The 15,037-nt window shown below is 60.3% G+C and carries 13 protein-coding genes; 3 read left to right on the top strand and 10 right to left on the bottom strand.

Going from position 1 to position 15,037, the window contains the following annotated elements; genetic code table 11:
• Window positions 1-50: 50 nt before the first annotated feature.
• Window positions 51-488: a MarR family winged helix-turn-helix transcriptional regulator gene (locus FHX06_RS04100; protein ID WP_112543485.1), complete on the bottom strand. Its 438-nt coding sequence runs from the start codon at window positions 486-488 to the stop codon at window positions 51-53.
• Window positions 489-650: 162 nt separating this feature from the next.
• Here FHX06_RS04100 and FHX06_RS04095 point away from each other — a divergent pair, with 162 nt between their 5' ends.
• Window positions 651-1,664, top strand: coding sequence for an alpha/beta hydrolase (locus tag FHX06_RS04095; protein WP_183847188.1), 1,014 nt, complete (start codon window positions 651-653; stop codon window positions 1,662-1,664).
• Window positions 1,665-1,667: 3 nt separating this feature from the next.
• Here FHX06_RS04095 and FHX06_RS04090 read toward each other — a convergent pair whose 3' ends face one another.
• Together FHX06_RS04090 and FHX06_RS04085 are read right to left on the bottom strand one after the other, a co-directional pair.
• Window positions 1,668-2,852, bottom strand: a complete 1,185-nt coding sequence (locus tag FHX06_RS04090; protein WP_183847187.1) for a glycosyltransferase family 4 protein — start codon at window positions 2,850-2,852, stop codon at window positions 1,668-1,670.
• A gap of 246 nt (window positions 2,853-3,098) precedes the next feature.
• On the bottom strand, window positions 3,099-4,139 hold the full coding sequence (locus FHX06_RS04085; protein ID WP_112972159.1) for a glutamine synthetase beta-grasp domain-containing protein: 1,041 nt from the start codon (window positions 4,137-4,139) through the stop codon (window positions 3,099-3,101).
• 426 nt (window positions 4,140-4,565) lie between these two features.
• Between FHX06_RS04085 and FHX06_RS04080 the strand changes: the two genes are divergently transcribed.
• The gene (locus FHX06_RS04080) at window positions 4,566-4,754 is read left to right on the top strand and encodes a DUF2735 domain-containing protein (protein ID WP_112543489.1); all 189 of its coding nucleotides are present in this window, start codon (window positions 4,566-4,568) and stop codon (window positions 4,752-4,754) included.
• 89 nt (window positions 4,755-4,843) lie between these two features.
• Here the strand turns inward: FHX06_RS04080 and FHX06_RS04075 are convergent, their stop codons facing one another.
• The 6 genes from FHX06_RS04075 to FHX06_RS04050 all read right to left on the bottom strand — a co-directional run bounded on the left by FHX06_RS04075 (window position 4,844) and on the right by FHX06_RS04050 (window position 11,336).
• The gene (locus FHX06_RS04075; RefSeq protein ID WP_113208123.1) at window positions 4,844-5,755 is read right to left on the bottom strand and encodes a sugar kinase; all 912 of its coding nucleotides are present in this window, start codon (window positions 5,753-5,755) and stop codon (window positions 4,844-4,846) included.
• Between the two features lie 114 nt (window positions 5,756-5,869).
• A complete protein-coding gene (locus FHX06_RS04070; RefSeq protein ID WP_113210812.1) occupies window positions 5,870-6,856 on the bottom strand; it encodes an ABC transporter ATP-binding protein in 987 nt (328 codons plus the stop codon).
• Entirely contained in the window at window positions 6,849-7,868 is a 1,020-nt protein-coding gene (locus tag FHX06_RS04065; protein WP_113210813.1) for an ABC transporter ATP-binding protein, read from the bottom strand. The genes FHX06_RS04070 and FHX06_RS04065 overlap by 8 nt, the downstream gene beginning before the upstream one ends.
• Window position 7,869: 1 nt before the next feature.
• The gene (locus tag FHX06_RS04060) at window positions 7,870-8,787 is read right to left on the bottom strand and encodes an ABC transporter permease (protein ID WP_112972163.1); all 918 of its coding nucleotides are present in this window, start codon (window positions 8,785-8,787) and stop codon (window positions 7,870-7,872) included.
• Window positions 8,784-9,707: an ABC transporter permease subunit gene (locus FHX06_RS04055; RefSeq protein WP_112543494.1), complete on the bottom strand. Its 924-nt coding sequence runs from the start codon at window positions 9,705-9,707 to the stop codon at window positions 8,784-8,786. Before FHX06_RS04055 ends, FHX06_RS04060 begins: the two co-directional genes overlap by 4 nt.
• 48 nt (window positions 9,708-9,755) lie before the next feature.
• Window positions 9,756-11,336, bottom strand: coding sequence for a peptide ABC transporter substrate-binding protein (locus FHX06_RS04050; protein ID WP_112543495.1), 1,581 nt, complete (start codon window positions 11,334-11,336; stop codon window positions 9,756-9,758).
• A gap of 275 nt (window positions 11,337-11,611) precedes the next feature.
• Between FHX06_RS04050 and FHX06_RS04045 the strand changes: the two genes are divergently transcribed.
• Window positions 11,612-13,261 carry an alpha-glucosidase family protein gene (locus FHX06_RS04045; protein ID WP_112543496.1) on the top strand — a complete coding sequence of 550 codons (1,650 nt, stop codon included), beginning with the start codon at window positions 11,612-11,614 and terminating at the stop codon, window positions 13,259-13,261.
• Here the strand turns inward: FHX06_RS04045 and ade are convergent.
• Entirely contained in the window at window positions 13,254-14,951 is a 1,698-nt protein-coding gene (ade, locus tag FHX06_RS04040) for an adenine deaminase (RefSeq protein WP_113210814.1), read from the bottom strand. The two genes, FHX06_RS04045 and ade, sit on opposite strands and share 8 nt — an antisense overlap.
• Window positions 14,952-15,037 lie beyond the last annotated feature (86 nt).

Here is a 15,037-nt window from a genome sequence, read left to right as displayed (position 1 = left end):
TCCAGCGTTGCCGGGCAAGCCGGGATGAGCTTGCCCGAGCAGGCGTGGCGTCAGGATGCGCTCTTGTTCAGTGCTTCCCGCAGCGCGACGATCTCTGCCTGCAGTCGTGCGAGCTGGTCGGCGTTGCGGCCGCTTGCGTCGATGATGCAGCCCGGCACGGTCTCCGCCCTTTCCTTCAGCCGCTTGCCTTCCTCCGTCAGTCGCAACACGACGACGCGCTCGTCCTGCTTGCTGCGTTCGCGGTGGATGTAGCCGGCCATTTCCAGGCGCTTCAGAAGAGGAGTCAGCGTGCTCGATTCCAGGAAGAGCTTTTCGCCAAGGCCGCCGACGGTCTGGCCGTCTTCTTCCCACAGGCAGACCATCGCCAGATATTGCGGGTAGGTGAGGCCGAGCTCGTCGAGCAGAGGCTTGTAGACACGATTGAAGGCGTGGCTGGCCGTATAGACGGCAAAGCAGATGAAAGTGTCGAGTTTCAGCTGGTCTGACATGGCTCAATCTCCGAACCCGCCGATGTTATATCGTGCGATAAATAATCGTATCCGCTTTTAGTGCATGGCAGCCATGCAACAATTTATATCGTACAATAAATAATCGCGTGCGATATTAAAGGCGTGTTCAGGACGAACGCAACGAACCAAGAGGATACGACAATGTCTGGCATCAAGACCGCAGTTTCCGCAGCAGCAATCCTGGCAGCTTCCGCAGCCGGAGCGTTTGCCGATCCGGTGCTCGAACCGACAACGCAGAAATTCATCGATAGCCTGGCCGGCTCCAAGCCGATCTACACCTTCTCGCCTGCCGATGCCCGCAACATTCTCGCCGGTGCCCAGAAGGGCGAAGTGAAGAAGCTCGCAGCCCAGGAAGAAGACAAGGTTATCAAGGTTGGCCCGACCGGCAGCGTCAAGCTGCGCATCATCCGCCCGGAAGGCGCCAAGGGCATGCTGCCTGTCGTCATGTATTTCCACGGCGGCGGCTGGGTGCTGGGTGACGCCGATACGCATGACCGGCTGGTGCGCGAGATCGCCAATGGCGCACAGGCCGCCGTTGTCTTCGTCGATTATGACCGTTCGCCGGAAGCCCGTTATCCTGTTGCCATCGAACAGGCTTACGCCGCGACCAAATATGTCGCCGAGCACGCGAAGGAATTCCGCGTCGATGCCAGCCGCTTCGCCGTCGCCGGCGATAGCGTCGGCGGCAATATGACGGCTGCGGTGACGCTGCTCGCCAAGGAGCGCGGCGGACCTGCCATCGACCAGCAGGTGCTGTTCTACCCCGTCACCGACGCCAATTTCGATACCGGTTCTTACAACCAGTTCGCCAACGGCCCGTGGCTGACCAAGGAAGCGATGAAGTGGTTCTGGAATGCTTATTTGCCTGACGAGGCCAAGCGCCAGGAACCGACCGCTTCACCGCTTCAGGCCTCGCTCGAGCAGTTGAACGGCCTGCCGCCGGCGCTTGTCATCGTCGACGAAAATGACGTGCTTCGTGACGAAGGCGAGGCCTATGCCCGCAAGCTGTCCCAGGCAGGCGTAAAGGTCACATCGATCCGCTTCAATGGCACGATCCATGACTTCGTGCTCTTGAATGCAATTGCCGAAACGCCTGCTGTCCGAAGCGCAATTTCAGTGGCCAACGACACGCTGCGGGCCGCCCTTCACAAGTAAGGCTCAATCAGATGATGGAAGAGGCCCGGTGCTATCGCCGGGCTTTCTGCTTCTTGGAAGGGACTTGGTGGCATATTGCCACGCTTTCTTCCACTTTGGCGTGATGACGCCATTGGCGGCGCGGATATTGTTGATGAACTGCAGTGTGGCTGCTTCCCAGGAATATTGCATGGCAAGCTCGCGCGCCTTCTCCCGCGAGCCCGACAGAGCGGCCAGGCAGGCAGTCTGCAGGTTCTCGTTGAGCGCGCCGACAAGGCTTTCTTCGCCGATGATGTCCAGCGGGCCAGTGACGGGATAGGCCGCGACGGGGACGCCTGAGGCCAGCGCTTCCAGAATGGTGTTGCCGAACGTATCCGTCAGCGACGGGAAGACGAAGACATCGGCCTGCGCATAGGCTTTTGCCAGTTCCTCACCGAATTTTACGCCGGTAAAATGCACATTCGGATAGCGCTCTGCCAGCTCGGCGCGCGCTGGGCCGTCACCGACCACCACCTTCGAACCGGGCAGGTCGAGGTCGAGGAAAGCCGGCAGGTTCTTTTCCAGCGCCACGCGGCCGACTGTCATGAAGATCGGGCGGGCAAGGCCGAACGGTTTTTCTTCCAGCGGCATCGGATGGAACTGCGTGGCATCGATGCCACGGCTCCACGGCATGAGGTTCTTGATACCCTTTGCGGAGAGCTCGCGGGCGAGGCTCGGGGTCGCGACCATGCAGCCGGCCCCACCATTGTGAAACCAGCGCACGAAGGCGTAGAGCCAGCTTGAGGGGATGGGCAGCCGGGCCGAGACATATTCGGGAAAACGGGTGTGATAGCTGGTGGAGAAAGGCATGCGCTTGCGAAGGCACCAGCGGCGCGCCGTCAGTCCCAGCGGGCCTTCCGTCGCGATGTGAACATAGGAAGGCTTGTGCTTTTCGATCTCGCGGGCAATGCGGCTGTACCAGGCGATCGACAGGCGGATTTCGGGATAGGTGGGGCAGGGGATGCTGGCGAAACGCTCCGGCGTCACCATCGAGACTTCAACGCCCATCCTGGCGAGTTCCCGATTCGTATTCTCAATCGAGCGGACGACCCCGTTGACCTGCGGGTGCCAGGCGTCAGTCACGATCACCAGCCGCTCCGGCACGGCTCCAGCGGCTGCGGCACTAGCCCAGCTTTCGCCGCTATATGAATTTGACGGACGTTGCAGCATGCTTTTATTTCCATCAGCGTCGCTTGGTTCTGGCAACGCACCACCCCTGGCGGGGTTCCGGAATGGCGATTCCCGCTTATCTATTTTGGCGGAAGTGCATGATGGAAATATTACAGCCCTCTGCGAGTATTTACAGGGCTTTATGGCAGGAGAAACCGGCCAATTATGTCCGCGATGGATCGCCTTCGGGCGCTGTGCCTTGAAAAAGGAACGGCGCCGACGGGGAGGTCGGCGCCGCAGTAAAACTCAGGCTGCAGCCGAAGCGAAGCCGGAGGTCGGAACTTCCGAGATCGTCTTCAGAACCTGCGAGGCGATCTGATAGGGGCAGCCCTGGGAGTTCGGGCGGCGATCTTCGAGATAGCCCTTGTAGTCGTTCTTGACGAACGAGTGCGGAACGCGGATCGAGGCACCACGGTCGGCAACGCCGTAGGAGAACTTGTTCCACGGAGCCGTCTCGTGCTTGCCGGTCAGACGCTTGTCGTTGTCAGGGCCGTAAACGTTGATGTGGTCCATCAGGTTCTTGTCGAACTGGGCCATCAGCGCTTCGAAATAGGCCTTGCCGCCGACTTCGCGCATGAACTTGGTCGAGAAGTTGCAATGCATGCCCGAACCGTTCCAGTCGGTGTCGCCGAGCGGCTTGCAATGATACTCGATGTCGATGCCGTACTTTTCGGTCAGGCGCTGCAGGAGGTAGCGCGCCATCCAGATCTGGTCGGCGGCCTTCTTGGAGCCCTTGCCGAAAATCTGGAATTCCCACTGGCCCTTTGCCACTTCGGCATTGATGCCTTCGTGGTTGATGCCGGCAGCGAGGCAGAGATCGAGGTGCTCCTCAACGATTTCGCGGGCAACCGAACCAACGTTCGAATAGCCGACGCCAGTGTAGTAGGGGCCTTGCGGAGCCGGGTAGCCGGACTCGGGGAAGCCGAGCGGGCGCCCGTTTTCGTAGAAGAAATATTCCTGTTCGAAGCCGAACCAGGCATCTTCGTCGTCGAGGATGGTGGCGCGAGCGTTGGACGCATGCGGCGTGACGCCGTCCGGCATCATGACTTCGCACATCACCAGAACGCCGTTGGTGCGGGCCGGATCCGGATAGATGGCAACCGGCTTCAGCACGCAATCAGAACTGCGGCCTTCGGCCTGCATCGTCGACGAACCGTCGAAGCCCCAGAGCGGGAGCTGTTCGAGTGTCGGGAAATTGTCGAATTCCTTGACCTGAGTCTTGCCACGCAGGTTCGGTACCGGAGTGTACCCATCGAGCCAAATGTACTCGAGCTTATACTTTGTCATCGCGTCTCTCTCTGCTGCGAACTTGAGCAATCCTGAGGCAAGGGCGCAAGCGCGCGCCCTCTCGCCAGGGGATGCCTATTCTAAAGCACGTAGCGTGCCAGTTCGGACGGCTGACATAAAAAATTTACGAATCACCGTGTTGCAGTCGTTTGCGAGAGAGGTTTCCGGCCCGCGAGGCGATGAGGGTTCGCGGCTATCGTCCTTGGCAGAGGCCATTTAAGAGGCAGGAACCAGATCAAAATTCCGGCGTTGTCAGCAATGGATGAAGTTTTGACCAAATCAGCAGGGCCTTAATCAGCAAATGCCGCATCGAGCGTTTATAATTGCGACATTGCATCTATTTTGTGCAATTTGCATAAACTATGTGCATTGTGCTATTGTAGCGACCGTGAATGTTGATAGGCCGAGCTGAAGAAAGGCTATCTCATGGCAATCGATTTCCATCGCGAATCCGCGACGATCTACCAGTTTCCGATCAAGGCCGTTCAGGCCTCGAACCGCTTCGAGCGCTTTCGGATGATGGAGCGTGAGGCTGCCGGAGTGTGCGATGCGCTCGACAGCTGCTGGTATCACGATGAGGCCGTCCGCACCGACGACAAGAAGCCCAATTCCTGATCTGACGATTGATATGATTGACCGCTAAGGCGGGGGCGAGCCTGCGCGGGCCGCTTGATAAAGCGACATGCGCAGGCTTCAACCTGATGTCAAAGGCCGAGCTTTTCCTTCGGCACCAGCGCGCCGTGTTCGCTGACCACACGAGCCGCGACTTTCGCAGCGAAGCCGGCGGCTGTCGGTGCATCGCGATGTTCCAGATAATGAGCCAGGAAAGCGCCGTTGAAGCTGTCGCCGGCGCTTGTCGTGTCGACGACCTTTTCGACCTTTTCTGCCGGCACATGGGTTTTGTCGTTGGCGAAGCTCAGCGTTGCACCTTCCGCACCGTTCTTGACGACGACGTGCGAGGCGCCGAGTGCAAGATAGCGTTCAATGGTGGCGTCGATGGAGGCGTCGCCGAAATGGGCAACCTCGTCGTCGAAGCTCGGCATGACCAGCGAGGAAGCGCGGCCGCCTTCGCTGATCGTCGTGTGCATCACATCGTAGCTCGACCAGAGGCGGGGACGGATGTTTGGATCGAAGACGACAAATTTGCCGACTGCCTTTGCGCGACGGATTTCTGCAAGCAGCGTGTCGGCGTCGTCATGGGAGAGGATGGCGAGCGTAATGCCGGAGAAATAGACGACGTCAGCACTTTCCACTGCCTCACGCAGGCGATCAGGATCGGTGGCAAGGCTGCGGGCGGCGGAACTGTCGCGCCAGTAGCTGAAGGAGCGTTCGCCGTTCCTGAGATTGATCATGTAGAGGCCGGGCGTCTTGCCCTTGATGCGGCGGATGAGACCGGTGCCGACGCCGGCCTTGTCCATGAAAGCTGCCATTTCGTCGGACATCGGATCATCGCCGAGCGCGGTGAAATAGTCGACCGACCAGGCGGGCGGCAGGCAGGCGCGAGCATACCATGCGGTGTTGAAAGTGTCGCCGGCAAAGCCCTTGCGCAGCAGGCCTTCACCGGCCTGCGAGAGCTCCACCATGCATTCGCCGATCGATAGAAACCGTCCGCTCAAGCTTTCCTCCCGGATTTTTTCTGCTCTTGCGGATACGCGAAGAGGCGGGAGGAGACAAGTCAAGGAGAGTTGAAAGTCCATCGCCCCGAGGGCGGGGCGATGGAGAATATCATGTCAGGGCCGGTCCATATGATAGCAAGCGGCTGTCTGGCCGGGACGGACCAGTTCCGTCGGCGGCATTTCGGTGCGACAGACGTCGGTCGCCTTCCAGCAGCGCGGCGAGAAGACGCAGCCCTTCGGCGGGTTGAGCGGCGAGGGCGGGTCTCCCTGCAGGCGGATGCGGCTGCGCTGGCGCGCGAGCTTCGGATCCGGGATCGGGGCCGCGGAGAACAGCGCCTGCGTATAGGGGTGGGCCGGATGTTCGAAGACGGTGGCGCAATCGCCGGCTTCGACCACCTTGCCCAGATAGAGAACCAGCACGTCATCGGAGATCAGGCGCACGACCGAGAGGTCGTGGCTGATGAAGATCAGCGTGAGGCCAAACTCCTTGCGCAGCTTGCGAAGCAGCGTGATGACCTGACCCTGGATCGACACGTCGAGAGCCGATACCGGCTCGTCGCAGATGATGAGCTTCGGCTTGGTGACGACGGCGCGGGCAATGCCGATACGTTGCGCCTGTCCGCCCGAAAATTCGTGCGGATAGCGGTTGATCATCTCCGGCACCAGGCCGACGGCGGTCATGATCTCGCGCACGCGGTCGAGACGCTGGGCCTTCGAAAGCTTCGGTTCGAAGACGGTTAGCGGCTCGGCGATGATGTCGCCGACCGTCATGCGCGGGTCGAGCGAGGCAATTGGATCCTGGAAGATGATCTGCATGTCGCGGCGTGCGGCACGCATTTCCTCATCCGACAGGTCGAGCAGGTTGCGGCCTTGCCAGAGGATACGGCCCTTCTGCGACTTCAGGAGACGCAGGATCGAGCGGCCGAGCGTCGACTTGCCGCACCCGGATTCGCCGACGATGCCAAGCGTGCGGCCTTCGGCGAGATCGAAGCTGACATTGTTGACGGCCGTCAGCATCAGCGGTGGCTTGAAGAAGGATTTCGAGGGAATCTCGAACTGGGTCGTCAGGTTCTCGACCCTCAGAAGCGAGCGTTCAGCCATGGACCAGCAACTCCTCGCGGCGGGGGAAGGGATGGAAGCAGGCGGCACAGTGGTTTGCCCCCTGCTGTTGAAGCTGCGGCGGTCGGTCGATGCAATCGTCCTGAACCTGCGAGCAGCGCGGCGAGAAATTGCAGCCCTTCGGCAGGTGCTGCAGGTTCGGCGGGCGGCCGGGGATGACGACGAGGTCGTCGACATCCTGATCCGGGCGCGGGATCGACGCGTGCAGGGCTGCGGTATAGGGGTGCGCCGGGTTCTCGAAGAGTTCGTCGACCGGGGCCTCCTCGACGATACGGCCGGCATACATGACGGCCACCTTGTCGGCGAGACCGGCCACGACGCCGAGGTCGTGGGTGATCATGATCAGCGCCGTGTTCATCTCTGCCGTCAGATCATTGAAGAGATCGAGGATCTGCGCCTGGATCGTCACGTCGAGCGCTGTCGTCGGCTCGTCGGCGATCAGGAGCTTCGGCTTCGTGAGCAGCGCCATGGCAATGACGATACGCTGGCGCATGCCGCCCGAAAGCTCATGCGGATAGAGGCCGAAACGGCGCGTCGGGTCGGGGATGCCGACACGCTTCAGCATGTCGAGAGCCGCAGCCGATGCCGCCTTGGCCGTGAAGCCGCGGTGGATTTCGAGCTGTTCCGTCAGCTGTCGGGAAATCCGCAGCGACGGGTTGAGTGCCGTCATTGGATCCTGGAAGACCATGGCCATGTCCTTGCCGCGGACATGGTCGAGCTCGCGCGGTTTCAGCGCCAGCACGTCCTTGCCTTCGAGCAGGGCCTGGCCGGTGGTCCTGCCGTTCTTGGCAAGCAGGCCCATGACGCCGAGAAAGGTCTGGCTCTTGCCCGAACCGGATTCGCCGACGATGGCGATGCGCTCGCCGCGACGGACCGTCAGGTTCATGTTGGAGACCGCCTTGACCTGACCCTCCGGCGTCTCGAAGGTGATCGAATAGTCCTTCAGCTCGAGAAGGGTATCCTGCTGTTTTTCGTTTTTGTTTTCCTGGGTCATCCTATCGATCCTTCGGGTCGAATGCGTCGCGCAGCCCGTCGCCGATGAACAGCAGGCTGAGCAGCAGGGCCACAAGGAAGCTTGCCGGGAAGACCAGCAGCCAGGGCATGCTTTCCATGGCGTCGGTGCCTTCGGCAATGAGGGTGCCGAGCGAGGTCAGCGGTTCCTGCACGCCGAAGCCGAGATAGGAGAGGAAGCTCTCGGTCGCGATGATCTCAGGTACCGTCAGCGCCGCGAAGATGACGACGGGGCCGACGAGATTCGGGATGATGTGCTTGGTGATGATCTTGAAGGGTTTCTGACCGGAGGCGCGCGCGGCTTCCACGAATTCGCGGTGTTTGAGCGACAGGGTCTGGCCGCGCACGATGCGGGCCATGGTCAGCCATTCGAGCGCACCGATCGCCGCAAAGAGCAGGTAAACGTTGCGACCGAAGATCACCATCAGCAGGATGACGAAGAGGATGTAGGGAAGCGCGTACATGATGTCGACGAAGCGCATCATGATCGAGTCCAGCCTGCCGCCGATATAGCCGGAAACGGCGCCATAGAGCACGCCGATGACGACGGAGACGAGCGTGGCCGTCAGCGCGACGGCAAGCGAAACGCGCGTGCCGTAGAGCACACGGGCGAGCAGATCGCGGCCGTTCGGGTCAGTGCCGAAATAATGGCCGCTTTCGAAGGACGGAGGCGCGCGGAAGGCGGCCCAATCCGGGTCTTCATAGTTGAAGGGGATGAAGTTCGGGCCGAGGAAGGCTACGATGATGAGCAGCACCAGCACGCCGATGGAGATGACGGCCGCCTTGTTGCGCGAGAGGCGACGCAGTGCATCCTTGGTCAGCGAGCGGCCTTCCGGAGACAGGCCTTCGGCTTCCAGCAGTTCGGCTGCGAGCAGCTCCCTTTTTGCGGGATTGAGGATCATCTGTTTCTCACTTTCGGGTCCAGCCAGGCATAGGCAATGTCGACCAGAAGGTTCAGGAACACGATCAGCACCATGTAGAAGATGACCGTACCGAGAACCATGCCGTAATCGCGGTTCAGCGCTGCGTTGACGAAATAGCGGCCGATGCCGGGCAATCCGAAGATGCTTTCGACAACCAGCGAGCCGGTGAGAAGATAACTTGCCGCCGGTCCGAGATAGGACACGACGGGCATCATGGCGGGTTTGAGCGCGTGACGCATGACCGTCAGACGCGGGCCGATGCCCTTGGCCTTGGCAGTGCGGATGAAGTTCTGGTTCATCACCTCGATCATCGAGCCTCGGGTGATGCGCGAGATGCGGCCGGCATGCGGCAGCGCCAGAACGAAGATCGGCAGGACGAGATATTTGATCGAGCCATCACCCCAGCCGCCGACCGGAAACCACGCGAGATGGATGCCGAAGACGAGCTGCATGATGGGTGCGATCAGGAAGTTCGGCAGAACGACGCCCACCAGAATGAGAGCACTCAGAATATAGTCCGGTGCCTTGTTCTGATAGAGCGCCCCAAGACAGCCGACGGCGACGCCGACGATGATGGCGATCAGGAAGGCAGCCGTACCGATGGTGAAGGTGTAGGGCAGACCGATCGCGATCTGCTGGGCGACAGTGAAATCCTCGCTCGCGAAGGAGGGGCCGAGGTCGCCGTGCAGGAGATCACCAACGTAGATCAGGTACTGCTGAATGAGCGGTTTATCCAGGTTGTAATGAACCGCGAGGTTTTTCAGGATCACCGGCGGCAATGGCCTTTCGCCATCGAAGGGGCCGCCGGGGGCGAGGCGCAAAACGAAAAAGCAAGCTGTGACGGCGATCCACAGGACGGGGATCGTCGACAGCAATCGACGGAGTGCATATTTGATCATGGGCGTGGAGCGGCTCTTCCCGGGGTGACCGGGAAGAGCCTTTCATCCTTATTCCTTGATGGACAGCCAGCGCGTGCGGTGGATGTCCTGAACGTTGTCGACGAAGCCCTCGATCTTGGGCGAGACGACGTTCTTGGAGACGTAGTAGTAGATCGGAAGTGCTGCGGAATCGTCCAGCGCGAGCTGTTCGGCCTTCTTGAAGATCTCGGCGCGCTTCGTCAGATCGGTCTGAGCGTTGCCGTCCTTGATCAGCTTGTCATAGTCGGCATTCGACCAGCGACCGTAGTTCATCTGAACGCCGGTGACGAGCAGGTTCAGGAAGTTGTCCGGATCGTTGTAGTCGGCGAGCCAGCCGGCACGGCCGATCTGCACTTCACCACGCTGCAGCTGATCGTAGTGGACCTTCGTTTCAGCATTGACGAGCTCGACATTGACGCCAAGCGGCTTCCACATGGAGGCGATCGCGACGGCAATGCGCTTGTGGTTGTCGTTGGTGTTGTACTTGAGCTCGGTGGTCAGCGGGTGATCCGGGCCGAAGCCTGCTTCCTTCAGCAGCTTCTTGGCTTCTTCGACCTTGTCTTTGTAGGAAAGATCCTTCCAGGAGACATAGGCGGGCTCACCGTAGTTTGCAGTGCCCGGCGGGACCCAGGAGTAAGCCGGCAGTTCGCCGGTGCCGAGGATCTGCGGGCCGATGACTTCGCGGTTGATCGCCATGGACAGAGCCTGGCGGACGCGCTTGTCGTTGAAGGGCGGTTTGGTCGAGTTGATGACGTAGTAGTAAAGGCCGGAGAAGGGAGCGACATGCGCCTGGCCCGGCAGGTTCTTCTTCATCCACTCATACTGGTCGGTCGGGAAGTCGGTGAGAATATCGAATTCGCCGGCGCGGTAGCGCTTCAGGGCGGCTTCCTGGTCTTCAAGCACGAAGAACTTCGCGCCGTCGATCTTGATATCCTTGGCACCGTAATACTGGTCGTTCTTGACGGTCGTGACGTGCGAACCGGGGACCCATTCGGTCGGCTTGTACGGACCGTTGGTGACGATGTTGCCAATCTTGACCCAGTCCTGACCCTTGGCCTCGACGACATGCTTCGGCAGCGGATAGGCCGTGTAGTGCATCAGGGCGTTAATGAAGTATGGGGTCGGGTTCTCAAGGGTGATCTCGAGCGTCTTGTCGTCGATCGCCTTGACGCCGAGTTCGTTCAGATCGGTGATCTCGCCTTTGTTGATCTTTTCCGCGTTCTTGATGGTGAACTGCAGATAGGCGTAGTCGGCCGCGTTCTTCGGGTCGATGAGGCGCTGGAAGGCAAAGACGAAATCGCCTGCCGTTACCGGCTGGCCATCGGACCACTTGATGCCGTCACGCAGCTTGAAAGTGTAGACTTTGCCATCAGGGGAAATGGTCCAGCTTTCGGCCTGGCCGGGAACCGGGTTGTCCTTGGCGTCTTCAGTGACAAGGCCTTCGAAAATGTCGCCGGCAATACGGTTTTCCCAGTCGCCGGAGAGCTTTTGCGGATCCAGCGAGGTGGGGTCGCCACCATTATGGATATTCAGTGTGGCCGCATGGGCCGAAAATGCGAGCAATGAGCCAACCATTGCAGACGCGAGAAATTTTTTCGTGAAAAAGGACATGGAGGGTCCACCTTTCTAGGCTTTTCGCCTTTTCTTTGGTCATTTGTTCCCGGTTTGACCTGTTACGTGCAGGTCAACGGCACCTTAACGCAAAGGTTTGGCGTTGCAACCCCTAAACCAGTGGGTAGCATTCGGGTGTGGACAAGCTTATAAGCGTCTCCCTTTTGTCCGATCGCGACTAGCTGATCTTTGCTCGAGAGTGGGCCATTGAACTGTTGTTTTTTGCTTCGCCGCCATTAGTCTTGCGGGCGAAATGAAGCAGGAGACGGCGGCTCATGGCGTTGCAGACAGGCGGGAATGCGGATTGGTGGCGAGGCGCGGTGATCTATCAGGTCTATCCGCGCTCGTTTCAGGATACGAATGGTGACGGGCTCGGCGATCTCAAGGGGATAACCCGGCGCCTCTCCCATATCGCAAGCCTCGGCGTCGATGCGATCTGGCTCTCCCCCTTCTTCAAGTCGCCGATGGCCGACATGGGCTATGACGTCTCCGACTATTGCGATGTCGATCCGATTTTCGGCACGCTCGACGATTTCGACGCAATGATGTCGGAAGCCCACAGGCTCGGCATAAAAGTCATCATCGACCAGGTGATTTCCCATACGTCCGACCGGCATCCATGGTTCGTGGAAAGCCGCTCCAGCCGCACGAATGACAAGGCGGACTGGTATGTCTGGGCCGATCCCAAGCCGGACGGCACGGCGCCGAACAACTGGCTGTCGATCTTCGGCGGGCCGGGATGGGAATGGGATGGCGTGCGCCGGCAATATTACCAGCACAACTTCCTGACCTCGCAACCGGACCTGAATTTCCACAGCAAGCCGGTTCAGGATGCACTGCTGAAGACGGTAAAGTTCTGGCTCGACCGCGGCGTCGACGGTTTCCGCCTCGACACGGTGAACTATTATTTCTGCGACAAGCTGCTCCGGGACAATCCGCCGCATGTTCCGGATCCGGATCAGGCCGGTCTCGATGCGCCCGACAGCAATCCCTATGGCATGCAGAACCACCTCTATGACAAGACGCAGCCGGAAAACCTCGAATTCCTCAAGCGGTTCCGGGCCCTTCTCAATCAATACGAGGGACGCACGACGGTAGGTGAAGTGGGCGATGGGGCGCGCTCGTTGAAGACCGTTGCTGCCTACACGACCGGCGGCGACAAGCTGCATATGTGCTACACTTTCGATCTGCTCGGCCCCGAATTTACCGCCACGCATGTCCGAAGCTGCGTCGAGACCTTCCAGCGCATGGTGAAAGATGGGTGGGTCTGCTGGGCTTTCTCCAATCACGACGTCAACCGCCATGTCAGCCGCTTCGCGCTAACGGAAGAGGAGCGGCCCGTCATCGCCAAGCTGGCGATTTCGGTGTTGGCAGCGCTTCGCGGTTCGATCTGCCTCTACCAGGGCGAGGAGCTGGGCCTGCCGGAGGCAGAGCTTGCCTTCGAAGACCTGCGCGACCCCTATGGCATTCGCTTCTGGCCGGCCTTCAAGGGCCGTGACGGATGCCGTACGCCGATGCCATGGGAAGCCGGCAAGGCGCATGCCGGTTTTACCAGCGCTGAGAAGAGCTGGCTGCCGGTGCCCTATGAACAGGCGGCGCTTTCCGTGGACACCCAGGAAAATGATGACAGGTCCGTGCTGCATCATTACCGGCGTACGCTCGAATTCCGGAAGACCTATCCGGTGCTGATCGACGGCAGCATGGAATTCGTTGGCAGCAATCAGGACCTGCTCGCCTTCATCAGGCAGAAGGGAGACGAGAAACTGCTCTTCGTCTTCAACCTGACGCGTGAGGCCGCGGAGTTTCAGCTTCCTGCCGGCATGGTGCTGGGCGCTCCATTGCCCATGCCCGGGTTCAAAGCCACCGCCAGCGCCAAGACAGTGCAGCTCAAGGCGCTTGACGCCTTCTGCGCTCGTATCAGCTGATCAGCGCGAAGCGATCGACGTCCACCATCCCCTTGTCCGAGATCTTCAGATGCGGGATCACGGGCAGGGGCAGAAAGGCGACCTGCAGGAAGGGTTCCTCCAGGGTCGTGCCCAGGGCATAGGCTGCCTTGCGCAAATCATGCAGCGTGTCGCGCACGGTTTCATAGGGTTCCAGGCTCATCAGGCCGGCGACGGGGAGCGCAATCTCACCCGTGACCTTGCCGTCTTCGACGACGACGAAGCCACCCTTGATCTCGCCCAGACGATTGGCCGCAAGCGCCATGTCGTCCTCGTTGACGCCGACGACGCAGATATTGTGGCTGTCATGGCCGACCGTCGAGGCGATGGCGCCCTTCTTCAATCCGAATCCCTGAACGAAGCCGTTGGCGTGATTACCGTTCTTGCCGTGACGCTCGATGACGGCGACCTTGATGATGTCGTTGCCGAGATCGACGGTCGTCTGATTGCCTTTCGCCGGCAGGCGGTAGCGGCGATGCTCGGTGATGATCTTGCCGGGCATGACGCCGATGACGGGCGTTTCCCCTTCCGAAACAGGCACGCCGAAATGGGCTGCGTTGACGGGGCGAGCCCTGACGCTATCGAGGCCAACGGGCGACACTGGCTTGCGGGTGGCAAAGAGCGCATCGGTGACGTGACGGCCGGCCGAGAAGACCATTTCCGCCCGGCAATTCTCGAGACTGTCGATGACGACGAGATCGGCCCTCCAGCCGGGCGCGACGAGGCCACGGTCGCGCAGGCCGAAGGCGCGGGCAGCCGAGATCGAGGCGGCGCGGTAAACCGCCAGCGGTTCGACACCATGGGCGATCGCCGTGCGGATCATGTAGTCGAGATGGCCCTGCTCGGCGATATCGAGCGGATTTCGGTCATCGGTACAGAGCGCAAGATAAGGCGAGAGGCGCTCGGTGATGATGGGCATCAGGGCGTGAAGATCCTTCGAGACGGAGCCTTCGCGGACGAGGATGTGCATGCCCTTGCGGATTTTCTCCAGGGCTTCGGCCGCGCTCGTGCATTCGTGCTCGGTGCGGATGCCTGTCGAGAGATAACCGTTCAGATCATTGCCTGAGAGCAATGGCGCATGGCCGTCGATATGCGCGCCCTGGAAAGCATCGAGCTTCGCCATGCAGACGGGATCCTTATGGATCACGCCCGGGAAATTCATGAATTCGGCAAGCCCGATGACCTTGGGATGGTCGCGGTAGGGCAGGAGGCTTTCGACCGGCAGGTCGGCGCCTGATGTCTCCAGATGGGTAGCCGGCACGCAGGAGGACAGCTGGACGCGGATATCCATGATCGTTTCCAGCGCCGAAGCGAGGAAGAATTCGATGCCTTCCTTGCCGAGCACATTGGCGATCTCGTGGGGGTCGCAGATCACGGTCGTGACGCCATAGGGCAGGACGCAGCGGTCGAATTCGTGCGGCGTGACGAGAGAGGATTCGATATGCAGATGCGTATCGATGAAGCCGGGAACGACGATCTTGCCGGAAATGTCGATCTCGGTTTGGCCGCTGTAGTTGCCACAGGTTCCGACGATGCGGTCGCCGCCGATGGCAATGTCCGACTGGACGAGTTCGCCGGTTACGAGATCGAAGAAGCGTCCGCCTTTCAGCACGATGTCGGCCGGCACACGACCCACACCCTGATCAATAAGACGTTCGAGCTTGGTGGTCATGACTACCCTCGCGATGCAATCGATTCCGCGAGTTATAGCGCATCTGCTTGCGGATTCGATGCCCGCAAACGAAACCGGGCGCCATT

It is taken from the genome of Rhizobium sp. BK512, from assembly GCF_014194915.1.
GTDB lineage: Bacteria > Pseudomonadota > Alphaproteobacteria > Rhizobiales > Rhizobiaceae > Rhizobium.
This window is presented reverse-complemented; position numbering and strand designations above follow the sequence as displayed.